This window comes from bacterium, from assembly GCA_035295165.1.
Classification (GTDB): domain Bacteria; phylum Sysuimicrobiota; class Sysuimicrobiia; order Sysuimicrobiales; family Segetimicrobiaceae; genus JAJPIA01.
Genome location: DATGJN010000054.1, coordinates 20,403 through 45,617, shown reverse-complemented (window position 1 = coordinate 45,617; position 25,215 = coordinate 20,403). Strand labels below are relative to the sequence as shown.

At 67.9% G+C, this 25,215-nt stretch carries 28 protein-coding genes; 9 read left to right on the top strand and 19 right to left on the bottom strand.

The annotated features are described in order from the left end of the window. Nucleotides 1-292, top strand: a 292-nt coding sequence (locus tag VKZ50_08365; GenBank protein HLJ59731.1) for a hypothetical protein, incomplete at its 5' end; no start/stop codon positions are given. Nucleotides 293-629: 337 nt separating this feature from the next. Here VKZ50_08365 and VKZ50_08360 read toward each other — a convergent pair. The 3 genes from VKZ50_08360 to VKZ50_08350 all read right to left on the bottom strand — a co-directional run bounded on the left by VKZ50_08360 (nt 630) and on the right by VKZ50_08350 (nt 2,406). Continuing rightward, complete coding sequence (locus tag VKZ50_08360) at nt 630-938, bottom strand: hypothetical protein (protein HLJ59730.1); 309 nt, start codon at nt 936-938, stop codon at nt 630-632. Between the two features lie 465 nt (nt 939-1,403). Beyond that, nucleotides 1,404-1,688 carry a hypothetical protein gene (locus VKZ50_08355; protein HLJ59729.1) on the bottom strand — a complete coding sequence of 95 codons (285 nt, stop codon included), beginning with the start codon at nt 1,686-1,688 and terminating at the stop codon, nt 1,404-1,406. Nucleotides 1,689-1,992: 304 nt separating this feature from the next. Beyond that, complete coding sequence (locus VKZ50_08350) at nt 1,993-2,406, bottom strand: hypothetical protein (GenBank protein HLJ59728.1); 414 nt, start codon at nt 2,404-2,406, stop codon at nt 1,993-1,995. 173 nt (nt 2,407-2,579) lie between these two features. On the opposite strand from VKZ50_08350, the gene VKZ50_08345 reads away from it, so the two are divergent. From VKZ50_08345 to VKZ50_08335, 3 genes are all read left to right on the top strand, one after another. After that, nucleotides 2,580-3,431, top strand: coding sequence for a polysaccharide deacetylase (locus tag VKZ50_08345; protein HLJ59727.1), 852 nt, complete (start codon nt 2,580-2,582; stop codon nt 3,429-3,431). Nucleotides 3,432-3,868: 437 nt separating this feature from the next. Continuing rightward, complete coding sequence (locus tag VKZ50_08340) at nt 3,869-5,251, top strand: hypothetical protein (GenBank protein ID HLJ59726.1); 1,383 nt, start codon at nt 3,869-3,871, stop codon at nt 5,249-5,251. Nucleotides 5,252-5,654: 403 nt separating this feature from the next. Beyond that, complete coding sequence (locus VKZ50_08335) at nt 5,655-6,395, top strand: SDR family oxidoreductase (GenBank protein HLJ59725.1); 741 nt, start codon at nt 5,655-5,657, stop codon at nt 6,393-6,395. A 29-nt stretch (nt 6,396-6,424) separates the two neighbouring features. Here the strand turns inward: VKZ50_08335 and VKZ50_08330 are convergent, their stop codons facing one another. Beyond that, on the bottom strand, nt 6,425-7,495 hold the full coding sequence (locus tag VKZ50_08330; protein HLJ59724.1) for an SIS domain-containing protein: 1,071 nt from the start codon (nt 7,493-7,495) through the stop codon (nt 6,425-6,427). Beyond that, nucleotides 7,488-8,057, bottom strand: a complete 570-nt coding sequence (locus VKZ50_08325) for a metallophosphoesterase (protein ID HLJ59723.1) — start codon at nt 8,055-8,057, stop codon at nt 7,488-7,490. Before VKZ50_08325 ends, VKZ50_08330 begins: the two co-directional genes overlap by 8 nt. Before the next feature lie 173 nt (nt 8,058-8,230). Here VKZ50_08325 and VKZ50_08320 point away from each other — a divergent pair, with 173 nt between their 5' ends. From VKZ50_08320 to VKZ50_08310, 3 genes are read left to right on the top strand one after another with little or no spacing between them, the layout of a single operon-like run. Further along, nucleotides 8,231-8,824 carry a DUF3105 domain-containing protein gene (locus VKZ50_08320; GenBank protein HLJ59722.1) on the top strand — a complete coding sequence of 198 codons (594 nt, stop codon included), beginning with the start codon at nt 8,231-8,233 and terminating at the stop codon, nt 8,822-8,824. A 58-nt stretch (nt 8,825-8,882) separates the two neighbouring features. Then, a complete protein-coding gene (locus tag VKZ50_08315) occupies nt 8,883-10,298 on the top strand; it encodes an aldehyde dehydrogenase family protein (GenBank protein ID HLJ59721.1) in 1,416 nt (471 codons plus the stop codon). A 29-nt stretch (nt 10,299-10,327) separates the two neighbouring features. Then, a complete protein-coding gene (locus tag VKZ50_08310; protein HLJ59720.1) occupies nt 10,328-11,299 on the top strand; it encodes a quinone oxidoreductase in 972 nt (323 codons plus the stop codon). 8 nt (nt 11,300-11,307) lie between these two features. On the opposite strand, the gene VKZ50_08305 is transcribed toward VKZ50_08310, so the two are convergent. The 14 genes from VKZ50_08305 to VKZ50_08240 form a co-directional block, all read right to left on the bottom strand. Beyond that, complete coding sequence (locus VKZ50_08305; GenBank protein ID HLJ59719.1) at nt 11,308-11,919, bottom strand: DUF2231 domain-containing protein; 612 nt, start codon at nt 11,917-11,919, stop codon at nt 11,308-11,310. A 31-nt stretch (nt 11,920-11,950) separates the two neighbouring features. Next, entirely contained in the window at nt 11,951-12,340 is a 390-nt protein-coding gene (locus tag VKZ50_08300; protein HLJ59718.1) for a hypothetical protein, read from the bottom strand. 22 nt (nt 12,341-12,362) lie between these two features. Beyond that, nucleotides 12,363-12,614 carry a hypothetical protein gene (locus tag VKZ50_08295; protein ID HLJ59717.1) on the bottom strand — a complete coding sequence of 84 codons (252 nt, stop codon included), beginning with the start codon at nt 12,612-12,614 and terminating at the stop codon, nt 12,363-12,365. A gap of 436 nt (nt 12,615-13,050) precedes the next feature. Then, nucleotides 13,051-13,353 (bottom strand): hypothetical protein, encoded by a 303-nt coding sequence (locus VKZ50_08290; protein ID HLJ59716.1) that lies wholly within the window; start codon nt 13,351-13,353, stop codon nt 13,051-13,053. A 102-nt stretch (nt 13,354-13,455) separates the two neighbouring features. After that, nucleotides 13,456-15,345 (bottom strand): KUP/HAK/KT family potassium transporter, encoded by a 1,890-nt coding sequence (locus VKZ50_08285; protein HLJ59715.1) that lies wholly within the window; start codon nt 15,343-15,345, stop codon nt 13,456-13,458. Nucleotides 15,346-15,581: 236 nt separating this feature from the next. Further along, nucleotides 15,582-16,406 carry an ABC transporter permease gene (locus VKZ50_08280; GenBank protein HLJ59714.1) on the bottom strand — a complete coding sequence of 275 codons (825 nt, stop codon included), beginning with the start codon at nt 16,404-16,406 and terminating at the stop codon, nt 15,582-15,584. Further along, nucleotides 16,363-17,241, bottom strand: a complete 879-nt coding sequence (locus VKZ50_08275) for an ATP-binding cassette domain-containing protein (protein ID HLJ59713.1) — start codon at nt 17,239-17,241, stop codon at nt 16,363-16,365. Before VKZ50_08275 ends, VKZ50_08280 begins: the two co-directional genes overlap by 44 nt. Next, nucleotides 17,238-17,717 (bottom strand): MarR family transcriptional regulator, encoded by a 480-nt coding sequence (locus tag VKZ50_08270; protein ID HLJ59712.1) that lies wholly within the window; start codon nt 17,715-17,717, stop codon nt 17,238-17,240. The genes VKZ50_08275 and VKZ50_08270 overlap by 4 nt, the downstream gene beginning before the upstream one ends. Nucleotides 17,718-17,831: 114 nt before the next feature. Then, nucleotides 17,832-18,617 carry a metallophosphoesterase gene (locus tag VKZ50_08265; GenBank protein HLJ59711.1) on the bottom strand — a complete coding sequence of 262 codons (786 nt, stop codon included), beginning with the start codon at nt 18,615-18,617 and terminating at the stop codon, nt 17,832-17,834. 95 nt (nt 18,618-18,712) lie between these two features. Next, entirely contained in the window at nt 18,713-19,828 is a 1,116-nt protein-coding gene (locus VKZ50_08260) for an alanine--glyoxylate aminotransferase family protein (GenBank protein ID HLJ59710.1), read from the bottom strand. A gap of 146 nt (nt 19,829-19,974) precedes the next feature. Beyond that, nucleotides 19,975-20,883: a glycine betaine ABC transporter substrate-binding protein gene (locus VKZ50_08255; protein ID HLJ59709.1), complete on the bottom strand. Its 909-nt coding sequence runs from the start codon at nt 20,881-20,883 to the stop codon at nt 19,975-19,977. A gap of 145 nt (nt 20,884-21,028) precedes the next feature. Continuing rightward, nucleotides 21,029-21,694, bottom strand: coding sequence for an ABC transporter permease (locus VKZ50_08250; protein HLJ59708.1), 666 nt, complete (start codon nt 21,692-21,694; stop codon nt 21,029-21,031). A gap of 52 nt (nt 21,695-21,746) precedes the next feature. Further along, nucleotides 21,747-22,403 carry an ABC transporter permease gene (locus tag VKZ50_08245; GenBank protein ID HLJ59707.1) on the bottom strand — a complete coding sequence of 219 codons (657 nt, stop codon included), beginning with the start codon at nt 22,401-22,403 and terminating at the stop codon, nt 21,747-21,749. A gap of 6 nt (nt 22,404-22,409) precedes the next feature. After that, complete coding sequence (locus VKZ50_08240) at nt 22,410-23,447, bottom strand: ABC transporter ATP-binding protein (GenBank protein ID HLJ59706.1); 1,038 nt, start codon at nt 23,445-23,447, stop codon at nt 22,410-22,412. Nucleotides 23,448-23,584: 137 nt separating this feature from the next. On the opposite strand from VKZ50_08240, the gene VKZ50_08235 reads away from it, so the two are divergent. Next, a complete protein-coding gene (locus VKZ50_08235) occupies nt 23,585-24,361 on the top strand; it encodes an ABC transporter ATP-binding protein (protein HLJ59705.1) in 777 nt (258 codons plus the stop codon). Then, nucleotides 24,358-25,215: an ABC transporter permease gene (locus tag VKZ50_08230; GenBank protein ID HLJ59704.1), complete on the top strand. Its 858-nt coding sequence runs from the start codon at nt 24,358-24,360 to the stop codon at nt 25,213-25,215. Before VKZ50_08235 ends, VKZ50_08230 begins: the two co-directional genes overlap by 4 nt.

Here is a 25,215-nt window from a genome sequence, read left to right as displayed (position 1 = left end):
AACAGCGTCCGTTGCCGCAGCTGTCGGTGGATCTCCGCTCGGTGCTCATCCCGCAGCATCAGTGGCGCAGGGGGTCGGCTCATGCATTGAGCATACACCACCCATCGTTAAGTATCAATACATTTCGGACAATGCACTAGTCAGCTATGTCCCGAAACTCGCGGCGATGGAAAAGGAGTCTGCTGGTACATATGCGTACACTGGTAATGCGACAGCATCCGCTGTTCTCTCTGTTCCCGTTTCTCAAGATACGGGAACAGCGGAGGCTCCCACATTGAGTGCGTCCGCATAGGCTCGATGGCGACCTCGACCCTTTACTATCCAGGTTCTTCCGTTCGCCTGAGGGCGCAATTCCGTACTAACAACAATACCGTCCCCACCGATCCATCGAGTCTCTATTTCCAATCGAAAGACCCCACAGGACTCGTCAACACAATCTGGTATGCGTTGGATCCCACCATGATTGTCCGCGACGGCGTTGGGTTGTATCACGTGGATTTGACGCTCGCACTTCGCAGTTAGCGGAACAAATCAATGCGGGAGCATACGCTCCTCACCTTTGCGTACGAAGTATATCTGCGGCAAGGCCGTTCCGCGAATGCGCTGTGCCCGGTGGCCCCGCTTACAATTCAGGTTGCCGGATCCGGGCCGCAAATCGATCGGCAGCGCTCTTGCGCATAACTCCAGGCGGAGAACTTGAAACTGTCGTCGACGCCATCGACAATCACGACGAACGGGTCGTCGCCGAAACTCGTGTAGTGGTCGTAGAGAGCTTGCGCCGACATGCCGGGCCGATAGGACGCCTGCAACGACTGATCGACGATCCGGCGACATGCCGCCAGCGCGTCCTCGGCGGTGTCGTAGACGCCGTGTTCCCAGCGTTCTTCGGGGTCCTCGTAGCGGAAATTGTCGTCTACCATCACTTTGTAGCGCGGCATCCCAGATCCTCAGCCGTGGCTGTTATTCTCCCGCTTCGTTCGCGCCACGAAAATGCGACTCCGATCATTCCTGGTAACCTATGGGGAACCGAACAGGTTCCGAACCCTGCCAAACGGCCCCGAACCTCCACGAAGGCTAGGCGTTAATTCGACGCGCTAGATCAGACGTATCACGGCGTTCCGCGAAGAAGCACGAACCTTCCCGAAGGCCCCGGTCTAGGGTGAGGTTAAGGCTCGGCGAATCTTCCGTCCTCTCGTCCCCTGGGCGTCCGGCGCAGACGACCGACGTCGCTGTTTCCCGTCGCGACGACACGATCCTCTCCGCCGGTCCGGCGCTCGAGGATGCCGTGTTGGCAGCCAAGCGTCTAGTGTTCCTGCCCACACAACACCTGTCACCGTCTACGGTTGCGAATTCCCTTGCCGAGGGGTGAGCAGGCGAGTGCCCTGCCCCCAGGCCTCAGCGGCTCACAGTTTGAATTTGCCTAGTCCCGCCTTCAGATCGTCAACGTTCATCGCGGGGGCCGCTTCGATAGAGGCATTCAAATTGATGAACATGGGTTCCGCGATCCTCGGGATGTCGGTGGTGTCCTTCATGTCGAAGACAAAGAACGCGGAGCGCATGCCCTGATGCGGAAAGAAGTAGGCGGCTTCGGGCTTGTGTTCGTCCATGAACGCCTGCAACGTCTTGGCGAGGGATCCGTCCTTGATCGCCTTGTTCCCTTGCTCGACCGGAATCGTCACATGCAACATCGTTCGCACCGTCAGTTCCTCCTTGTGGAACGTATTGTCGCGAAGCACATGAGGCGATTCGCCCCGCATCCCCAAGTGTCCCCCGGGCGTCGAAGACACACGGCCGCTGGCGGGACCGTCTCGATGCAAGCGCCACAGAAGTGCAGGAGTCGCGGTCCTTTCCGGTGCCACGGAACCTCCTCTTCCACGACGTGATCGTCGCCCAGGCGTGGTACGAACTCCACGCCTCGACCTTGCCGGTGGCCCGGGCACTGCGGAGACCCGATGCCCCAGGCGAGCGAGACGCGCGTCTTGAGCCGCCGCGCTAGCCGGCGCCGAGAAGTTTGGCCGTGCGCTTCACGTTGTGGGGATCCACCCAGAGGATCGCCCCGAACCGGCCGGCCCCGGCGGTGACGGCGCTGACTGCGGTGATGTTGACCCCCGCGTCGCCCAGCATGGCGAAGTACTCGGCGAGCGCCCCGACCCGATCGTCGCCTTCGATCACGAACGCCTTTTTCGGTCCCACGACCTTCCACTTGGCGGATCTGGCCGCGGCCTTGAGGCTCGCGCCGCTCGTCGGCACGAAATCGATTTGTGTCCGGCGCCCGCTCGGAAAGGCGTGCAGGACTGCGAGATTGACGCCGGCTTCCCTGAGATGACGGAGCACCCGGGCGCCCTCGCCCGGCTTATCGGTGGCCTCGATGTAGTAGTAGTCCATCACGCGGATCGTGTCAGCCATCGGTCTCCCTCCTTGGACCGCTCCTCACAGAACCCATATGGAGGGCGAGACGAGAATCCTGCTACGAGTGGGGCGTGCGCCCGCCCCGACAGGGCCGGTATGGGCCGGCGCATAACTGTATTGATGGCTCACGCACGACGTTCGCTGCGACCTGATGCTCAAAGGGGGATGCCATGACGCGACACCTCGCGTGTCTGACGTTCGACTTCGACGCCGTGTCCAATTGGATCGCGCGGGGTGCGGTGACGCCGACGGCGATGTCGCGAGGCGAGTTTGGCGCCGTCGGCGCCGGGCGCATTCTCGATCTGCTCAAGCGCCACGGGATCGCGTCCACGTGGTTCATCCCGGGGCACACGATCGAAACCTACCCGGAGATGTGCACGCGCGTCCACGGGGAGGGGCACGAGATCGGCAACCACGGCTACCTGCACGAGCCGCCGGCGACGCTGTCGGCCAAGGACGAGGAGGCGGTGCTGGTTCGCGGGAACGAGGCGCTTGCGCGCATCACCGGCCGCAGGGCCCGCGGCTACCGGTCGCCGGCGTGGGATCTCAGTCCGCACACCGTGTCCCTTCTATTGACGCACGGGTTTGTGTACGACAGCAGCATGATGGCGCACGACTGCCTGCCGTACCGGGCGCGCCAGGGGGACGATATCGCACCCGACCGGCCGGTCCGCTGGGGGACCGCCACGAAGCTCGTCGAGATGCCGGTGAGCTGGTCGCTCGACGACTACCCGCACTTCGAGTACGCGCGCACCCCGAACGGGATCCTCCCGGGGCTCCGGCGAGGCGGCGACGTGCTCGACAACTGGGTGGACGACTTCCGGTACATGGTCCAGACCGAGCAATGGGGCGTGCTGACGTACACGTTCCATCCACAGGTCACGGGACGCGGGCACCGCATGATCGTCCTAGAGCGGCTGATCGAGGCGCTCGCCGCGCTGGGAGCGACCTTTGTCCGGATGGACGCGGCGGTGGAGGAGTTCGTCGCGCGAGAGGCAGGGCCGCCGGGCGGGTCGGCCTGATGCCGTCGTTTGCGGCGCATCGTTCGGCGTAACGTGCCTGTCTGGGGTCGCAGAGAGCTATCCGCGGGTCATCAACTGGGGCAATGTCACGTGGAAGGCCAGCTCCCGGTCGACACGGTTTAGTCCAACTGTCCCCAACCGCAGACTCGGGCCTGTACCGCTGCAGTCGGCATATTATTGTTCACGGCGGCCGCCGACCGGTGAAGGATGACTCGAGTGCGCGGTCCGCCCAAGCGCGGCGTGACGGTCCCGTCGTTCCGATTTCACCTCGGTTCTGAACCCAGTCAATTCCGGCCGGTCCGGTTTCTCGACGTGCCACCGTGTGTCACCGCGGGGGGTAGCCGGCTGTCACATTCTGCACTATAAATGCGTCATACATGTCGCCCGGCGATCAGCGTCCACACCAGCGCCGGAGTCGTCGTCAGGAAGTGGCCAGCATGCGAACGATCCTCTCCGTCGTCTTGAGCGTCGTCGTGGCCGTATCGCTGTTCCCATCTCATGGGTACGCGGCGGCCCCGCTCGGCGTCCGCATCGTCGAGTTTCGCACGGTCGCGCCGGGACGGGTCAGGGTCGATGCGGCGGTCACCGGGCTCCGGCCGGAGATGCAGCTCCTCTTGCAAGGCGCCGTCACGCTCGGTCACGAGGTCGTCGACCTGCCTGCGGTGCCTGTGATTGCATCCCGTATTCCAATCGTCATCGATCTGCGCGCCGGCACCGGGCAGGTCGACGGCGTTTCCGGTCTCGAGTTTCGCCCGGTGCCGCCGCTCGACAGCAACCTGCCGATCGCGATCGAGCTCACCGTGCGCCAGGGGAGCGAGGGAGCCGCGGCTCGATTGACGGGCCTGCTGCTGCTGCCGACGGTCATCGTGCCCGGCTACCTCAACGAGTTCGGTGTGGCAAGGCCGGACGGCGCGGTGATCTCCGGTCTCGAACAGCGAGGGTATCGCGCCGGCGGCCCGTGGCCGAATCTGTTTTGGTTCCGGTATCGGTCTCGCAGTCTCAGCGTGCAAGAAGCCGCCCGCGCGCTGGCGACCTACGTACACGCCGTTGTGCTGCCCGCGTCGTACGCCGCGCGGATCAACGTCGTCGGATACAGCCTCGGCGGACTCGTGGCGCGATGGGACATAGCATTCGCCCCCGACTGGGAGGATCTCGTCGACCGGTTTGTGATGGTCGGCGTGCCGAACGAGGGCGCGGTCATGTCCTATGTCGACGCGTGGTACCCGGTGGTCGGCCTCGCGCGGACCCCCGCGGCCCGCGGACTGCTGCCGACGTTCCCGTTCTGGCGGCCGCGAGCCGACGCGCGGTGGGAGCTTCCGTCCGACGGACGTAACCCCGTGCTGGACGAGCTCAACGCGCGCCCGCTACCCGACGGGGTGCGCGTCTACGCCTTCTACGGCGATCGCACGACGGACTCCGCCGCTCCCGGCACATGGGCTGGGGTAACGGGCACACTCCCGAAGGCTGGCTTCTCCTACGGCGCCGGGGACGGCATCGTGCTGACAGCGAGCGCGCTGGGGCTCCCCATCAACGGCGGCAGCGGCATCCCCGGCCTCGCCGACCGGCTCCGACGGACGGTGAACCTCGGCGCCGTGCGCCACCAGGGTCTCCTTGAGGCGGCGATCCCGGACGTGGCTGACGCGCTTCGCGATGACGCGCCGGGCGAGGAGCCGAGCATCATGACGCACCGCGCTGACCGTGCGCAGGCGCCGCAGGACGTGGCCCGGCACGACGGGGAGCGTTCCAGCACCGGCTGCGTGTGCTTCGGGGTGCGCGAGGCGGTACGACGAGCGCCTACGACAGGACGAACGCCTCGTTGACCGCGGCGGGCCGGCTGCCGCCGTTGACGAGACCTCCGGCCGGGATCGAAGATGAAGATCTAACCGTCGAGGACAGCCGAGGCGACACCGCTGCGCATCGTCGGGAGCGGCGCGCGCGACGACCACGCGTGCGCCGGATCGTAGATGTCGTGCAGGTTTGTGTTGTGGTCAAAGGTGTTGAACCGGCCGGCTTGGGCAGGTCGTGCTCCGGGCGGAGGTGATCTCCCACATACGACGTCGCCCAAAATCGCTGGCGGCCTCCGTCGTCAGTCTAGCACGCTCACGCCGGAGCGGCGGATGGGGCGGCGTGCCCCGCTCGAGAGGACCCGGGCCGGCTTCAGGAGAAGGCGCCCGCGGGCGACAGCGGCCCGAATGCGACGGGGCCGCGCAGGGAGGGATGCGCGTGGGCCGGTTGGCCGAGCACGTTGTCTTGATCACCGGGGCGGCGCGCGGTATTGGCCGGGCCGTGGCCCTGGCGTGCGCCGCGGAGGGCGCCCGCATCGTCGCCGGCGACCTGGAAGTGCCGGCGGCCACCGCCGACGCGGTGCGCGCTGCTGGGCAGGCCTGCCTGTCCGTGGTTGCGGACGTCTCGCGGCGGGATCAGGTGCAGGCGCTCGTCGAGCGGGCGCTCCGCGAGTTCGGGCGGATCGATGTCGTCGTGTCAAACGCGGCCGTGGGATTTCCCGAACGGCTGCTCGAGATCACCGAGGAGCACTGGGACCGCGTGCTCGCGGTCAACCTCAGGGGCGCCCTGTTCTGTGTGCAGGCGGCGCTGCCGCCGATGCTGGCGTCCCGGCGTGGCTCGATTGTTTTGATCTCTTCGATCGCCGGTCGGCGATCGAGCCTCGTCAACGGCGCGCACTACACCTGCTCCAAGTACGGGCTGGTGGGGCTCACCCGCCACCTCGCGACCGAACTCGCCGGTACCGGGGTCCGGGTCAACTGCGTCTGCCCGGGACCAGTCGAGACCCGTTTCGTCACCGCGTACACGACCGCGGAAGAGCGCGCGGCGCTGGCGCAGCGGACCCCGCTCCGGAGCCTGGCCACGCCGGAGGACGTCGCGGAGGTGGTGACGTTCCTTGCGGGATCTGGGGCGCGGCACATGCACGGCGCCATCGTGGATGTGAACGGCGGCCTCTACTAGCCGTCCGTCCGGGAGCCTGCGCTCCGCGCTCAGCGCGCCCGCGTGATCTTGCGAAGCCCGCGCGGATGGTCCGGATCGTGCCCGCGCGCGAGGGACAGGTGGTACGCAAGCAGTTGGAGCGGGAGGACGTACACGTGCGGGCTGAGGCGTTCGTCCGGCACCGTCGGCATCTCTACCGGCACGACGGCCTTGCGGAGCAGTGGGCGATCTGACGAGAGCACGACCGTGTGGGCGTGGCGCCGTCGCAGTTTCGAGGCGAGTGCCGAGAGATGGGGAAGCACGCGGCCCGGCGGCGCCGCGAGCAGCACACGGAAGCCGCGCTGGACGACGGCGATCGGCCCGTGGAGAAGATCCGCGGCCGAGATCGGCTCCGCCACCAGGTAGCAGGTCTCCTTGAGCTTGAGGGCGGCCTCTCGCGCGGTGGCGTAGTTGTACCCGCGGGACGTCACCAAGCACTCGTCGGCCCGCCGCCAGCGCCGGGCCACCTCGCGAATCCGGTCGTCGGTGGCGAGCGCGCGCGCCATGAGGGCGGGGAGCGCCTGATGGGCATCGACGAGGCGCCGGCTGCCCGCCGCCTCTGCCACGAGCAGGCTGAGCGCCGTCAGCTGCGCAGTATACGTCTTCGTCGCCGCGACGCTGCGCTCGGGGCCCGTGCGGAGGAGCAACGCGTCGTGGGCCGCGCGCGCGAGTGGGGACCGCTCCTGGTTCGTGACGGCGACCGTGCGGGCGCCGTATCGTCGCGCGGTCTCGATGAACTCGACGATGTCCGGCGAGGCGCCGGACTGGGAGAGCCCGACGACCACCGCCCCGCGCAACCGGAGTCGTGCGCCGTAGATGGTCAGGACCGACGGCGCCGCCAGCGAGACGGGGACGCCCCACGTCGTTTCGATCAAATACCGGCCGTAGAGCGCGGCGTTGTCGGACGTGCCTCGCGCCGCGAGCACGATCAACGGCGGCGGCGTGCGACGCAGCCGACGGCCCAGTGCCGCGATCGTCCCGCCCTCGGCATCGTAGAGGCGCGCCACGACGTCGGGCTGTTCGAAGACCTCGCGGCGCATCAGTTGCCCCGGCGCGTCCGCGGCTGGCTGGCGCTCAGGCATCGGTGAGCAGCCGCGCCGAGGTGTCCTCGGGTCCGAGCTCGATCAACGCGCCGGCGGTCTTGCCGTCGCCCATCGTGCAGTTGATGACGAGCGTCTCGCCGAGGCGCTCGATGCCGGCGGCTTCGTGCACGTGGCCGCAGGTGAGCACGCGCGGCCGGAGTTGCATCACGAGATCCAAGACGGCCCGGGTCCCGATGTGCTGACCGGAGTACGCGACGTCGAGTGTGCCCGCAGGAGGTTCGTGCGTCACGAGCACGTCGCATCGTGACGTCGCGTGCGGTCCCCCGAACGTGACGCCGGCGATCTCGACGGGCGTGCCTCCGGCGAGCGCCCCGCGTCCGACGATCTCGGCGACCGCTCGGGGCCCGTCCATGTTGCCGGGAACGGCGAGCACCGGGACCGGAAGAATCTCCAACAGGCCGAGGGCTTCCTCGCCCCGGCCGCCGTGGGTGAGATCGCCGGGAAGCAGGACGACGGCCGGGGCGTGCTCGCTCACGAGGGCGCGCACGCGGGCGATCCGGTCGGGGCGGCCGTGGAGGTCTGCGCAGGCGAGGATCCGCATCGCGGCAGTGTCTTCGACACGCCCGGTCCCGGCTCCCACGGCGCGACGCGCGTGCAGATGAGCCTGGGTTGGGCGCGGCAGGGGGGGAGGCGACACAGCGGGAAGACCATGGCAGTTGACCGGGCCGCGTCGCGGTGTCTTGGCGCGGGACCGCGCAAGGAGCGTGACCTGGCATGCCGCAGACGTCTCGGCGCGAACGCCGCGCCCAGCGGCGTGGGACGCCCGAGGTGCCCGCACCGCCCGTGCGCGCGCGTCCGTGGGCCTGGGGACTCCTGGTCGTGGCGCTCATCGCAGCCGGCGGCGTATGGTCGTGGTCGGCGGCGCATCCGCGTGCGGCGGCGCCGCAGGCGGGTGAGCGCATCCCGGATGAGGGGTACGCACACGTGCCAGTCGGAACCGTCGTCCCGTACCGCGCCCGACCGCCCGCGTCCGGGCCGCACTATCCGGCGCCTGCCCCCGCGGGCGTCTACGTGGAGGGACTCGAACCCGGCTTTTGGGTTCACAACCTGGAGCACGGCTACATCGTGGTCCTGTACAAGCCGCCGATCTCGGACGATCTCGTGACGCAGTTCCGGGCGATGCTGCGGGAGTTCCCGCCGAGCAAGTTCGGGGACGTCAAGCTCGTGTTCGCCCCCTACGTGAACATGTCGCACCGGTTTGCGCTGCTGTCGTGGGACTGGCGGATGTGGCTCGACTTGTTCGACCGGGCCAAGGTGCTGGAGTTCTATCGCGCGCACGTCGATCAAGGGCGGGAAGACCTTCCGTAGGGCGACGTAGGAACTTGATGCGGCCGGTGTGGTCGGCCGCCAGGGAGGGAGATCGGCGATGAAGATGTACGTGGGTGGCGAGTGGATCGACAAGCGGCAGACGATTCCCGTGATCAACCCCTACGACGGCTCGGTGGTCGATACGATTCCCAAGGCGGACGCCGATGACGTACAACGCGCGCTCGCGACCGCCGTCCGAGGCGCCGCCGTGATGCGGCGGCTGACCGGCTACGAGCGTTTCCAGATCCTCCGCAAGGCGGCGGACCTGCTGCTCGCGCGCACCGAGGAGTTCGCGCGCACGATCACGCTGGAGGAGGGCAAGATCATCGGCGAAGCCCGGGTCGAGGTGGCGCGCGCGGCCGAGATCCTCGCGCTCTCCGCCGAGGAGGCGAAGCGCCTCTACGGAGAAGTCATCCCGCTCGACGGAGCTCCCGGCGTCAAGACGCAGATGGGCTTCACCCTGCGCGTGCCGTGCGGCGTCGTGGTGGGGATCAGCCCGTTCAACTTCCCCCTGCATCTTGTGGCGCACAAGGTCGGCCCGGCGCTCGCCGCCGGCAACAGCGTTATCCTGAAGCCGGCGAGCGACACGCCGCTCAGCGGTTTGAAGCTGACCCAGCTCCTGCTGGAGTGCGGGGTGCCGGGCGATGCCATCCAGTGCATCACGGGGAGCGGCAAGGACGTCGGCGAGGCCCTGTGCGCGGACGCGCGGGTGCGAAAGATCACGTTCACCGGCAGCCGCGACGTCGGCGAACGGATCTGCAAGGTCGCGGGTCTGAAAAAGGTTACGATGGAGCTCGGGAGCAACTCGCCGCTCATCATCATGCCGGACGCCGATCTCGAGAAGGTCGCCACGGCGGTCGCGGCCACCGGGTACGCCAACGCGGGGCAGGTGTGCATCAGCGCCCAGCGCGTCATCCCGCTGCAACCCATCTATCAGGAGTTCCTCGCGGCGCTGAAGCCCAAGGTCACCGCGCTCACGACCGGCAACCCGTTGGACGAGGGGACCCGGATGGGGCCGATGGTGCGGGAGGCGGACGCGGAGCGCGTCGAGGCGTGGGTCAAGGAAGCCGTGGCGGCCGGCGCCAAGCTCGTCGTCGGCGGCGAACGTCGGGGCGCGATGCACGCGCCGACGGTCCTGGCCGATGTCACGCCGGAGATGCGGATCTCGAAGAGCGAGCTGTTCGGTCCGGCGGTGGCGGTGACGCCGGCGGCGACGGTCGATGACGCGATCGCGCTGGCCAACGACACCAACTACGGGCTGTCCGCCGGGGTGTTCACGCAGAACATCAACTCGGCGATGCGGTTCGCGCGCGAGGTGGAAGCCGGCAACATCCACATCAACTGGGGCCCCCAGTGGCGGGCGGATCTCATGCCGTACGGCGGGCTGAAAGACAGCGGCTTCGGCAAGGAGGGCCCGAAGTACGCCGTCCAGGAGATGTCCGAACTCAAGATGGTGGTGATTCACCTGTCGTAACAAGACGCGGCAACCGGCGGGAGGGCGCGATGCGAGTGGTGCGCGTGCACGCGTACGGAGGGCCCGAGGCGCTGCGGTACGAGGAACTGCCGACGCCGGCGCCGGGCGCGGGAGAAGCGCTGGTGCGCCTCGAGGCGTGCGGCGTCAACTTCGTCGACATCTACCAGCGAATGGGTCAGTATAAGATTCCGCTGCCGTTCACGGCGGGTTCCGAGGGCGCCGGCGTCGTGGAGTCGGTGGGTCCGGGGACCGCGGAGGTGCGGGCCGGCGATCGCGTGGCGTACGCGGGTGTGCTCGGCGCGTACGCCACGCATGCGGTCATCCCGGCGGCGCGTCTCGTGTCGCTGCCGGCCGGCGTGGACGCTCGCCAGGCGGCAGCGGTGATGCTCCAGGGCATGACCGCGCACTACCTCTCGCATTCCACGTACCCGCTCAAGGCGGGGGACACCGCGCTCGTCCACGCTGCGGCGGGCGGCGTCGGGCTGCTCCTCGTGCAGATGGCGAAGATGCGCGGCGCCCGCGTCATCGGGACGGTCTCCACGCCGGAGAAGGCGAAGCTCGCGCGCGAGGCGGGCGCGGACGAAGTCATCCTGTACGAATCGCAGGACTTTGAAGCGGAAGTCAAGCGGCTCACCGGCGGGCGGGGCGTGCAGGTCGCGTACGACTCGGTGGGCAAGACCACGTTCGACAAGGGCTTGAATTGCTTGGCGCCGCGCGGTTATATGGTGCTCTGCGGTCAGTCCAGCGGGCCGGCGCCGTCGATGGACCCCCAGGTCCTCGCCCCAAAGGGTTCGCTGTTCGTCACCCGGCCCACGATGGGCAACTACGTCCAGACCCGCGACGCGCTGCTCGAGCGGGCGGAGGCCGTCCTGGGGTGGATGGTGTCGGGCCGCCTCCGGGTGCGGATCGATCGCACGTTCCCGCTGGCGCAGGCCGCGGACGCTCATCGGGCCCTCGCCGCCCGCGTGACGACCGGGAAGGTGCTGTTGCTCCCTGGGTAGTCCGCTGGCTACCGCCTAGCTTCCGTACGAAGCGGGAGCACGCCAGCGGACGCGTCGCGATGGGCGCGCTCGACACTCGTCCATGCCGGGCTCGGGTCCCGTACCGCCGGCGCGACATAGCCGGCGTCCCTGCCGCGCCCCCGGTCGCGGTAGACGAGCTCGCCGCCGTAGTACCCGGTGATCAGGAGCACGATGAGCGTCAGCGCGCCCGCGATCATCGCCAATCCGGGGCGGCGCAGCCGGTTGAGGTGGACCGCGATTCGTACAACGAGCCACAGCGCGACGACCGCCAGGAGCACGTAGCCCCAGTGTTCGTGGACCTGCACGCGGCCCCCGCTGAAGAACCGCTGGATGGCCGGCAGTTGGGTCTGGAGCGTTCTGAGCCCCGCGCCTCCTTCGTGCTCCCGGGCCTCCGGGGTGAGACGGCCGCTGATCACGGCCAGCGCCGAGCCGACCGCCCCGGCGACCAGGCAATACAGGCCTGCGTTGCGGAAGGACTGTGACTTCCACAGCACCCCGATGACGTCGAACAGGAAGGCCAAACACAACAGCGCGATCGGGAAATGGGCCAATATCGGATGTGCCTCGACCTGCCAGTTGAAATGGAGCGGCAACAGCATCCCTCCGTTTGCCGAGTTGAGTTCACCCTGGTCATCGCGATGCTACCGGACTTCGTTGCTTGCCGACGAGATCGTGATCCCCCGGGGTCGTAGGACGACAGTCCAGGGCCCACGCCAGAGCTAATGTCAGCACCCCGACGTCACGCACGAGAATCGAGGTGTCCCCACTCGTGAGCAGCAAGCCGGCGACGACCTCGGTCATCATCGCGACGGCGATCCAGGAGACGATGGACGGCATGAGGTCGATCAACGCCGCGACCGAGAGCACAAACAGCACCCACCCGTGGAGCAGGACGAGCGCCACCGGCGACGCGTACGACGCGATGGCCTGGGGAACGTAGCCCGTCCACTGGCTGGGACCCGTGAGCTCCCAATATCCGAACAGCCCCAGGACCAGGGCGGTGCCGAGACGCGCGACCACGCGTGGGCCAACCGGCCGAACGCTACGGACCGAGGATGCGACCCTGCGTGTCCGTGACGACGAATCCGTCATCGCCATTGTTGGTCTCCCCGTCCGCACCGTCGTCACCTAGGCGCGTCTCGACAAAGTACAACCGGTTGTCGCGGCTAATGGTCGCGGTCTGGGCGGTGTTGTCCTGAAGGTCCGTGACCGTGACGGTCTCGGTGCCACCGCCACCGGGCCGAACCTTGATCTGAAAGCCGGTCAGGATCTGATCGCTCGGTGCCACGGTCATGACCGGATAGATCTCGTGCGCGCGGCTCGCATACCACATATCTGAGAGCAGTGGGCCTGACGCGCCGGGCGCTGCGACCGCCGTCGTCGCGCTTGACCCCGTCGTTGGGGTGGTCGTTCGTTCGCGGTCGCCGTTCGATCCAGCACGTGGGCTACGCGACCGCTCGAGCTTGTGGCCAGTGGCCGCCGCGCGGCGGCCCGCTCCATCGATTGTGGCACCCCGCCGCCCGGGATCGTCCGGCGTGACCCTGGACTCGCGCGCGGCCGACTGTCGGGTCACACCGGAGACCGCCAAATTGAGGCGCGGGGCGTGCGAACCCATCACCCCCAGCCAGACCCCCACGGTGGCCGCGAGTGAGACGGCGGTGATTTTCCACGGAGCGCGCTCCGAACTCAAACTCGTTGCTCCCCCCAGTCGGGAGCGAGCGCCGCCTGTGTCACGCGGCTCTCGTCCGGAATGGCTTCAGATAGCTGAACGCCCAGCGGGCCTTCGCCAGCCGGGCGCCCAGCACCCATCTCGGGATTGACAGAATCCGTGCGGCCGTGTCGCAGGAAAATCCCTCGAAATCCACGAGCAGAAGCGGTAGGCGGTGGCGTAGGGGAAGCGTTTCCAGGCGGGACGCGACCTCGTGTCGGATTCTCCGCACGGGGACGGCCTCCGGACCGGACTGAGCGCGGTCGTCGGCGTGCAACCCGGAGCCGTGGAGGTAGAAGGCACTGATCTCGTCCTGATACCGCACGGCAAGTTCTCCACAGAGGTGCATGATGGGGCCAGCGTACCGCAGGGGAATGACATCCCGATGACGCCCACCGCGCCGGTTCACAAGGTGGAACAGGGTGGTCTAGATTGAGATTTGCCGCCCGATCTCGACCAGCGCATCCGACGGAAGCCGGAAATAGTCGCTCAAGTGGACGGAATTGCGTTGCATGAGCGCGAACAGCGCTTCAATCCACTTCGGCAATCCCATGCCGTCGTCGCGAGAGACGACGGTCTCGTGGCCGACGTAATAGGTGACGTCGGAAGGATCGATCCCGCAGCCACCGGCGTGGGCCTGCCGGAGCAGCGCCGGTATATCGGGCCGCTCCATGAACCCGTACCGGGCGGATGCGCGCCAGAACTGAGGGGCGATTTCCGCGACGGTGAGTCGGTCGGCGCTCGCGACCCAGGGCACCGGTTCCGTGTCGACCGTAAGAACAAACAGACGCTCGTGCAGCGCCCGGTTATGCTTGACATGCCACACCATCACGGGGGGCACGTCACGTCGGGTGCGTGTCAGAAAGACGGCGGTGCCCGGCACGCGCGGAATTCTTCCCTGCGAGATATTCTCCAGGAACGGACCGATCGGCAGGACCGCTTCTTGAAGCCGCACGGCCACCGCGTCCGCTCCGCGATGCCAAACGAGCATCACACCGTACACGAGCGCCGCCAGAACGAGCGGCACATATCCGCCGGAGGCAATTTTTGACAGGTTGGCCGTGAAGAACGCCGTATCGACGATCAGAAATGCGCCGGCGACCGCGCCCGCCCTGAGGACGCCCCATCTCCAGATCTCGCGCATCGCGACAAACAGCAGGATCGAGGTCGCAAGCATGGTGGCCGACACCGCCACGCCGTAGGCGGCCGCGAGATTGCCTGACGTTCTAAAGACGATCGTGAGACCGCACGTGACGATCATGAGGATCCAGTTGACGATACCAACGTAGATCTGCCCATATCCTTGCGCCGACGTCTGCGTGATGTACAATCTCGGCAGCCATCCCAGTCGGATGGCCTGGCGCGTCATCGAAAAGGCACCGGTGATGATCGATTGGCTGGCGATGATCGTGGCAATCGTCGCCAGCACAACAAACGGCATCAGTAAGACCGACGGGCACAGCCGGTAGAAGATATTGTCGGACGTGGGCGCGCCCTCGAGGACCAGCGCGGCCTGACCCGCATAGTTCAGCACGAGACTCGGAAAGACCAGGGCCGACCAGGCAAGACGGATGGGCCGTGGACCGAAGTGCCCCATGTCGGCGAACAGCGCCTCGGCGCCCGTCGCACACAGAAACACACCTCCGAGCACGAGAAACCCGGTCACCCCGTGGGAGAACAGATAGGAGAGACCGTAGAGCGGATTGACGGCAAGCAGCACCGACGGGTGCCGGGCAATGCCCCAGATGCCGAGAAGGCCGATCGTCACGAACCACAACAGCATCATCGGGCCGAATGCCCTGCCGATCCGGGCCGTGCCTTGAGGCTGAATGAGAAACAGCACGACGAGAATCAGGACGGAGCCGGGCAGGACGTAGGCCGCGGACGAGGGCGCGATGATGTTCAACCCTTCGACCGCCGAGAGCACGGAGATCGCGGGTGTAATCGCCCCGTCGCCGTAGATCAGCGCGGCTCCCAGCAGCCCGAATGCGACAATGACGACCCTGGACCGGCGCTTGGCCACGAGCAGCGACATGAGCGCGAGAATGCCGCCTTCACCCTGGTTATCGAGACGCATGGCAACCGAGACGTACTTGATACTGACCACGATGATCAGGGTCCAGATGATGAGCGATAACGCGCCGAGGATGACGGCCGGAGCAGGGGCCGCGCCGGTGAGGACAAGCACCGTCTTCAGGGTGTAGAGGGGGCTCGTTCCGATATCGCCGAACACGACCCCCAACGCCGACAGGCTCAGGGCCCGCAGCGCGGAGTTGCCAGCAGGACGGCTTCGAGTTTCAGGAATCGTGTCGGACACCACGGACCCCACTCAGCACGGTGTGCGGCGCCGTCCCAGACGGGCAACGCGCTTCCTGCGACTGAGTGTTGCCCAGACGACGAGGGTTTCCCTATCGACCTCGCCGGATGTGACCGTCCGCCGAGCCGGGAGCTCAGGGTGTGATCGACGCCGGCGGCGAGTGGGACACGGGGACACCGCGGTTGCCGTGCGCCAGGTTCGTCGGGCGCGCCGCCCGCGCCCGGGCGTGTCGGTCGCTAGACCACGAGCCGCGGATACAGCCGGGTCGCGATCGCGACCAGCGCTGCCACGAACGCAAGCAGCACGGCAAAATCGACGCCGAGCCCGAACGAGGTCGTGCCCCCCTGCACCATCAACGCGCGCAGGCCGTCCACCTCGTAGGTCAAGGGGTTGACGGAGGCGACCGCCTTGAGCCAGGCCGGCATGAGCACGATCGGATAGATCGCGTTGCTCGCGAAGAACAACGGCATCGTCATCACCTGTCCCATGCCCATGACGCGCTCGTGGGTCTTGACGATGCACGCGATCACGAGCGAGAACGTCGAGAACACTGCGGACCCCATCACGATGAGCACCAGCACGCCGGCCACGTTCCACGGCTCCCAGTTCGTCCGGATGCCCATCAGCAGCGCGAGGATGTATACGATCACCCCCTGCGAGAGTGCGCGCACGCCGGCCGAGATCGCCTTGCCGAGCACGAGCGCCGTGCGGGAGATCGGGCTGACCATGTACTTGTTCAGAACACCGAGGTCGCGCTCGCGGACCGCCGACACCCCGTAGAAAATGGCGATGAACAGGACGCTCTGCGCCAGGATGCCCGGCGCCATGAAGTCAAGATAGCGCAGCGTGCCGGTGGGAACGCCCCGCAGGTGGGACATCACCTGTCCGAACACGACGAGCCACAGCGTGGGCTGCACCGCCCGCATCACGAGTTCAAGGGGATCGTGGCGTAACTTGCGGATCTCGGCATCGGCCACGGCCAACATGTGCCCGAGGAACGCGACGGCCCCGGTCGGGCTAGGAGAGACGGCGCGCGGTACGGCGGGTGCGTAGGACGTCACGGTAGCTGCCTCCTGTCTCGATGCTGGCGCCGGTGAACTGCATGAATACGTCGTCCAGGGTTGCCTGGGCACCGACGGCCGCCTTCAGTTCGTCGGGCGCGCCGACGGCGGCGACGCGTCCCTGGTGCATGACCGCGACACGATCCGCGAGATCGTCGGCTTCGTCCATGTAGTGCGTCGTGATGAGAATCGTCGTGCCGAACATATCCCGAAGCCGCTGCACGTGCTCCCACACGGCGCGGCGAGCCACCGGGTCGAGTCCGACCGTGGGCTCGTCCATGAACAGCACGGTCGGCCGGTGCAGCATGGCCTGTGCGATCTCGAGCCGCCGGATCATGCCGCCGGAATACTGGCGCACGAGCTGGTCCGCCGCGTCGCTCAGCCCCACGAGCTCGAGGGCCTCCACGATGCGCCGGGCCCGTTCTGCGCGCGCCAGCCCGTACAGCTTGGACGAGACGAGCAGATTCTCGTACCCGGTGAGCGCGCCATCGGCCGAGAGGGCCTGCGGGACATATCCAATGTGACGCCGCACGACGGTCGGCTCGCTCGCGATGTCAAACCCCGCCACCCATGCGCGCCCGCTGGTTGGCGGCAGGAGCGTGGTCAGCATCTTGATCATCGTGCTCTTGCCGGCGCCGTTCGGGCCGAGGAGCCCGAAGATCTCCCCGGCGTGCACGTCGATCGACACCGCATCGACCGCGACGAGGTCGCGGAAACGCCGGGTGAGTTCCGCCGCCCGGATCGCCGGCTCGATCGTCGTCCCGGTCGCCCGACGACCGTCGGCGACTGCCGGCGCCCCGGCGGGCCGCGCCGTGCTGGGTTGGGGTCTTGTCATCGGTCCGGATTCACCTCCGCGATCGTGAACGCCGCTGCGAGCGCGTCCAAATCCTGTGTCATGCGACGCAGGACGACGTCCGGCAGGGTGGCGAGCACACCCGCCGTTTTCTCGCGCGCCGCGTCCTTGGCCGCCTCGAACTGCGTCCGGCCGGTACGGGTCAGGTGCAGCGACACCTCCCGCCGGCTTGCAGGGTTTGGGGCACGCGTCACCACCCCGCGGCTCACGAGCCGGTCTACGAGCGCCGATCCGCTCGGCGGGGTGACACCCAAGTGATCCGCGAGGGCCCGCAGCGAGCATCCGCCGCGCCGGTACACGAACGACATGGCGCGGAACTGCGCCATCGTGAGCCCCGGCATCTGCCGGCGCATCTGGGCGCGCACAAACCGCACCGCCAGCGGCGCGACGTCGACCAGTCGGGTCGCACAGGCGTCGGCCGCCGCGGATGGGCGCGTGGGACGCGTGATCGTTTTCATCGGTGGTGGATGCGCATCAGTTAGATATCCTAACAGTTCGCTACCCTAATGATAACCCGGCGACCCTGCGCGCGTCAAGAGTGTAGATGATCGATTCCACGATCGCGACGAGACCTACCCGCCGGCGGCTTCCGAGTGTGTCGTGAGGGAGAAACGCGCCGGTCGGAGGCCCACGACATTCACGTCGACACATCCCGCGTCGACCGTGACGAGCGCGTATGCGTTGCACGGTTCGCCACCGGTGTAGGCGCAGTCGACCAAGGAGGTGAGCGTGACGTACGGAACCGCGCCGATGCGGGTCAGGCGCGTCCAGTGCATGTGCCCGGCAAACACCGCGCGAACGCGGCCGGCCTGCTCGAACACCCGTCGCGCTTCGGCCCGGGCGCGGGCGGCCGCGAGGTGTGGGCGGGCCTCAAAGTATCGGTGCCCGTCCAGCGGCTGTTCATCCAGGGGGTGGTGACAGAACACGATGCACGGCCGATCGGTGTGGAGGGCGGTCTCGAGCCACGCCCGCTGCGCTTCGCCGATCGCCCCGCCGGTCTGCTCGATCGGAGGATCCAGGCTGTCGAGGAGCACCAGGCGCACGTCGTCGAGATCGATGATCTCGTGCGGGGCGGACTTGTCGAGCGCGACGGTCAACTCGTCCTTGGACAGGCACGCCACGTCGGTGTTGCCCACGACGTGGTACACGGGGACGGCGGCTTGCTGGAGCCGGCGCCGCACGTAGACCGTGCGCACCCGGTCCTGACCGTGTGCGATGCTGTTGATGCGGTCCCCGAGATCGACGATGCAGTGGGCGTCGAACGCGCGGGCCTCGACCACCAACTCGTCGAGCAGGGCGGGCGCCCGGCTCCCGAGCTGGGTGTCACGGTCCGGGCCGCAGTGGATGTCGGCGACCACGACGAGGCGCGTCGTCGGCCTCTCCTCTCGCCGCCGGAGGGGCACGTCTCCCCGGACCGCAGGGATGTCGGGGCGACGCGCGGGCCCGGCCCGCGCTAGGCCCGCGCGGCAGTCCGCTCCTTCAGGCACGCCTCGAGCGCGTCGAGCACACGCTGCATCCGTTCCGGATACGCCTGCGTGCCGAGGTGGCCGATCCGCACCACCTTGCCCGCGAGCTGCGTGAGGCCGCCGGCGATCGCCACGCGGTGGCGCGCCCGAAGTCCGTTGATTAGGGCATCGGCGTCGACGCCCTTCGGCGGATACGCCACGGTGATCGTGGGCGACGCCCATCGGTCGTCCGCCAGCAGAGTGAACCCGAGGCGCTCGAGCCCCCGGCGGAGCATCTGCTGGGCCCTGCGGTGTCTCGCGTAGCGGGCCTCCAGGCCCTCGGCGAGGATCCGTTCCAGTGCCCGATCGAGGGCGAAGATGTTGTTCGTTGCGATGGTCACCGGGTAGGGGTGATGGGGCCAGTCGTGTTCGAACTGACGCCACGTCCGAAGGTTGAAGTACCACCCTCGCGCTGGCCCGGACTGCCGGTCGATCACGTCCCATCCGAGCTGTGTGATCGCGACGGGCGCGAGTCCGGGCGGCGCCTCGAGGCACTTCTGGGATGCGGACGAGACGGCCGCGAGCCCCCAGGCGTCGGTCTCGACGGGCATGCCGGCCAGGGACGAGACCGCGTCCACCGCGACGGCCACACCCTCTTCGCGCGCGGCCGCGGCGATTTCGGCCACGGGGTTGATGACGCCGGTCGACGTATCGCTGTGCACGACGCCGAGCAGCGGGACGCCTGTGCGTCGCAGCCAAGTCCGGACTTCCCCGGGGTCGGCGGGGCGATCCCACGGAATCTCGAGCGTGTCGACCTGGGCGGAGTACGCGCGGGCGATTTGCAGGACGCGGTTGCCGAAGAACCCGTTGACGATGACCCCGACGCGCCCGTCGGGGCCGATCAGGCTCCCCATCATCGCCTCCACGCCGCCGCTGCCGGACGACGGGATCGGATAGACCGATCCGGTGGTGGCGTATACTTGGCGGAGCCGTTCGATGAATACCCGGTAGTAGCCGAGCCACTCTCCCCCGTAGTGTTGGCGAACCTGCTGCGCCATTGCCGCGAGCACATCCGCTTCAACCGGGATCGGCCCGGGGATGTGCAGCAAGATGTCGTCCTTCATCGAGTGCCTCCTTGCGAGCGAGTTCACGGGATGGACCCGGTACGTGGCGGCTTCGGTGGGGGCGCGTCCGCCTCCTGTCGGGGCAGAGGCGGGCCCGGACGGCCGTCCGCCGTCCGGGCCCGCGGGCGGGTTGCGGGGTGGCGTCGCTACAAGAGCCCCGCGCTCTTCAACCAGTTCGTCGCCGCCTGGGTCACGGAAGTGCCGTTGACGACCTCGAGCTGGAGCTGTTGGCTGACCTGGGTGGTCAGCTTGGGCGCCAGCGCGTTGAGCGCAGCCGCGAGGCCGGCCGCCTTTTGCAGCGTGGCGTCGCGCACGATCGGCGCCGGATGGTAGATCGGGAACAGGTGCCGGTCGTCATCGAGCAGCACGAAGTGGTCCTTGGCGATCAGCGCGCTCGTGGTATAGCAAACGTTGACATCCGCCTTGCGCTGCTGGACGGCGGTAAACGTGAGGGCTTCGTCCAGTACCGCCACCTTGCCGAACGTGAAACCATAGGCACCCTTCATGCCGGGGAGCACGCTCGGATCGGTCTGGCCGTCCGGCGGGGTCGCCACCGTGAGCGTGGCCGCGGCCGACGCGAGATCGGAGACCTTCGTTGCGTGCAGCGCGCCGGCGCGCGCCTGGCTGGAGCAGATGCCGTACGTGTCGTTCAACGGCGCCATCTCGAGCCACGTGATGCGATACTTCTGTTCGTAGCCGGACTTGACGAGCGCGTAGTCGCGCTGGTCGTCGTGCGTGGTCTTGAGCCCGAGCCGGGCCAACCCCGTCGCCGTGAACTCCGGGTAGAGGTCGATCTGCCCGCTCCTAATCGCGTTGAAGACGATATCGTTCGTCCCCAGCTTGGCTTTCTCGGTGACGTCGAAGCCCGCGTGCCGCAGGAGCAGCGCGTACATCTTGGTCAGGAGCTGCGCCTCAGTGTCGAGCTTGCCGCCGATCGTCAAGTGCGTCATGCCCGCGGCTCGCGCTGCGGACCACGGGCTCGCGGTCGCCACCAGCACGAGCAACGCGAGAACGCACACCGCCAGCACGCGGGGCGTCCGTACTCGTCGTCCCATTGCCGTCCCTCCTTGTTAGTCCTCGTATCCCGTACTCAGCGTGCGTCTGCAATCTCCCTGAAAGGACCCGGGGTCCCGAGCCCGCCGGACTCCGACGGACGCAAGTGGATGCCTCGGGCCGTGGAGCGTGCGTGCCGGGCGCGTCCTATGAGCGCGTCTCACCCCCCGCAACCGTCCGGAGTCCCTCGGGCGTGAGGACATACTGCACGCGGCCGAGTCCGATCTCCGCGAGCATGGCGAGCAGCGTGACCGGGACGGCCCCGGCCAGGATCTGCGTGGTGTCCACCTGGTACAACCCGGACAGGATGTAGTCGCCGTATCCGCCCGCCCCGATGATCGCGGCGAGCGTCGCGGTCGCGACGATTTGCACCACAGACGTCCGGGCGCCGGCGGCGATCACCGGAAGGACCAAGGGAATCTGGATCCGCCGGACGATCTGCCACCGCGTCATCCCGCAGCCCTGCGCGGCGTCGATCGTCGCCGCGTCGATGCCGCGGATGCCGGTGTAGGTGTTCAGGAGGATCGGCGGGATGCCGAGGACGGTGAGCGCGACCAGCGAGGGCGTGAAGCCCAAACCCAGGTAGGGGATCGCGAACGCGAGGAACGCGATCACGGGGATCGCGCGCATGAGGCCGGTCACGTTCACCGCGACGAACGCGAATGTCGGTCGCCGCCCCACGGCGATGCCGAGCGCGGTTCCGACGAAGACGGCGAGCGCCCCGGCGGCGGCGCACAACGTCACGTACTGGACGGTATGCGCCGCGTACGAGTTCGCGGGGTTGGCGACAAACGCGGCGAGGCGCCCTACCATCGCGGTCCTCTCGGGTTGGGGTGGCTGGACGCCGCGGCGCGGCGTCGGGGCCTCACGAAGCCGACACCGGCAGACGGCCACGGTTGAGCGCGCGCTGCACGGCGAGGAGCAGGAAATCGATCGCCACGGCGAGGGCGCCGATCACGATCGCGCCGCCCAGCACCTCGTCGTAGTTCGTGTTTTGAATGCTCGAAAAAATCAGATCACCCAGCCCGCCGGCCCCGACGAGCGACGCAAGCGAGGCGATGCCAATCGTCGTCACCGTCGCCACACGCACGCCGGCGACCACTAGCGGCAGCGCGAGCGGGGTCACGACGCGGCGGAGGATCTGGCCGCGGGTCATCCCCACGGCCCGCGCGGTCTCGAGCAGGACCGGGTCCACGGCCTGGATCGCCGCGGTCGTGTTTCGGATCAAGACGAGCTGCGCGTAGAGGATGAGCGGGATGATGATCGTCGTCGCGTTCAGGCCCGTGACGGGCACCAGAAACGCGAGCAGCGCCAGGCCCGGGATCGTATACAGCAGGCCGGCCACGGTGATGACCGGGAGATAGATCCGCCGGTGGCGCGCGATCGCGGCGCCGATCGGCAACGCGATCACGACGGCGATCAACATGCTCGTGCCGACGATCATCAGGTGCTGCACGAGCAAGTTGGGGATGCTCGACGGATCGCCGAGATCGTAGTTGACCGGGTCGAGGAGGAAATGCATCGATGCTTACCGCGGCCGGGCGCCCACCGGGGCCTGCTGGGCCGGAGCGCCGATGGGGTTCCCCGGACGGGTCGCGGCGATCTGCCGGATGATGCTCCGCGGCGTGACGTAGCCGGCGGGCGGTGCCCCCGCCGCCGGCTGGACGGCGAGCGCGGCCGCACCGGTGTCGAGCAGCGTCAGCATCGCGTCGAGGAGCGACGTCGCGGGGACAACGGGAATCGTCGCGGCGGGCGGCGTCGCGTCTGGGTCGAGCGCGACCGACACGGGCAGGTACTCCAGCTGACGCACGACGTTGTCGGCTCCGACCAACCGGCGGACGAAGTCGTCCGCCGGCCGGGCCAGGATCTCGATCGGGGTGGCGGACTGGACCAACCTGCCCGCGGAGAGCACCACGATCTGGTCGCCGAGACGAAGCGCTTCCTCGACGTCGTGGGTGACGAACAAGATCGTCTTGCGCACGCCGTGCTGAATGCGGAGCAGTTCCTGCTGCATGCGGCCGCGCGTGATCGCATCGAGCGCGCCGAACGGTTCGTCCATCAAGAGAATCTCGGGATCCGCGGCAAGCGCCCGGGCGATCCCCACGCGCTGCTGCTCGCCGCCGGAGAGTTCGCGCGGATAACGACCGCGGTACTCGGTGGGGGCGAGGCCGACGAGCGTCAGGAGCGTGTCCACGCGGCCGTCGAGACGCGGGCGCGGCCACCCGGCGATCTCCGGTGTGACGCGCACGTTCTCGGCGACGGTCATGTGAGGGAACAGGCCGGCCTGCTGGATCACATACCCGATCCGCCGGCGCAGGGTAATCGGGTCCTCGTCGAGGATGTTGCGGTCGCCGATCAACAGCTCGCCGGACGTCGGCTCGATCAACCGGTTCACCATGCGGAGGAGGGTCGTCTTGCCGGATCCCGATGTGCCGACCAGCATGCAGATGCTGCCCGGCCGTACGTCGAACGACACCGCGTCCACGGCGGGCCGCGTCGCGTTCGGATAATGCTTCGTGACCGCGCGAAACGCAATAGTAGCCAGGCCGTCCAGGCTGTTCGTCAATGGAGCGCCTCAGTGCGAGCCGTGGTAAGCCGCTGGCCGTACAGTACCCGTATTATACGGGAGATCGTAGTCGTACGAAAGGCCGATCGCGATTGTAACAGAAGCGCGCGGCCCTCCGACGGGCCGCGGGGGCGGCGGTGTATAATGCTGCCGTGACACGCCGCCCGCCCGGTCCCGCGATCGTCGCTCAGCACCTGACGAAGCGTTACGGCGCCCTCGCCGTCGTGGACGATCTCTCATTCGCGGTCGCGCGCGGGGAGATCGTCGGTTTTCTCGGTCCGAACGGCGCCGGGAAGACGACGACGCTCGGGATGTTGCTGGGCTTGCTCACCCCCACGCGCGGACGCGTGGAGATCCTGGGTCTGCCGATGCCAGAGGATCGCCAGCGCATCCTGTCCCGCGTCAACTTCACCTCCCCGTACGTCTCGCTGCCGGGGAACCTCACGGTCGGCGAGAACCTGGTCGTGTTTGCGCGGCTGTACGGCGTGCGCGGAGCGTCCGCGCGTATCGAGCGTCTCTTGGATCGGTTCGGGCTCACCCAGATGCGCAACCGCACGGCCGGCCGATTGTCCTCCGGCGAAGGGACGCGGCTTGGCCTGGTGAAGGCCCTGCTCAACGATCCCGACGTGCTCTTCCTCGACGAGCCGACGGCGAGCCTGGATCCCGATGGCGCGGAGCGGGTACGCTCGGTCCTCAAGGAGATCCGGCAGGAACGCGGCATGACCATCTTCTACACCTCCCACAATATGCAGGAGGTCGAGCGGTTGAGCGACCGCATCCTGTTTCTTCATCGCGGCCGCCTGCTCGCGGACGGACCGCCGGGCGACGTGCTCCGACGATTCGAGCGCGACACGCTGGAGCACATGTTTCTCGATTTGGCGCGAGAGGACGCATCGAGCGCGTGGACGCCATGAGCATCGCCCCGCGGGCGTCGGACGACCTTCTCGCCGCCGACGTGGCCCCGTTCCGCCCGGGCCTGAGCGCGGGCCGGATCGCGGCGCTGCTCGAGCGGCAGCTGTTCTTGTACCGGCGGAGCCTGCTCCGGTCGCTCGAGCTCGTGTATTGGCCCGTGATGGATCTCCTGGTGTGGGGCTTCCTCAGCGTCTATGTCGGGCGCCTCCGGGGTGGCGGCGCCGCGGCCGTGGCGTTCCTGCTCGGCGGGATGATCCTGTGGGACATCTTCTTCCGCGTGCAGCAGGCGATCTCCGTGTCGTTTCTGGAGGACGTTTGGACGCGCAACTTGGTGAACGTGTTCGTGAGTCCGATGAGCACGGTGGAGTTTCTCTGCGCCACGATGCTGCTCGGCGTGATGAAGATCGCCATCATCGGGACGCTCCTGGCCGCGCTCGCTCTCCTCTTGTACTCGTTCAATATCTTCCACTACGGGCTCCCGCTCCTGCCGTTCATTCTGAACCTCATTCTTGCGGCGTGGGGGATGGGCATCATCACGACGGCGCTCCTGCTGCGCTTCGGCCAGGGGGCCGAAGTGCTCGCCTGGGCCGTGGCGTTTCTGTTCCAACCGTTCTCGGCGGTGTTTTACCCCGTCTCCGTCCTCCCGCCCGCGGTCCAGCGGATCGCCTGGCTGCTGCCCACGACGCACGCGTTCGAGGGCATGCGGGCGGTGCTCGGCGGCAGACCGGTCCCGTGGGCGCACGTGGGGTGGGCCGCGGCGACCAACATGGTGTTGCTGGCGATCGCCGTGGCGGTGTTCGCGTGGGTGATGCATATCGCGCGCGAGATGGGGCTGCTGCTGCGAACCGAGGGGTAA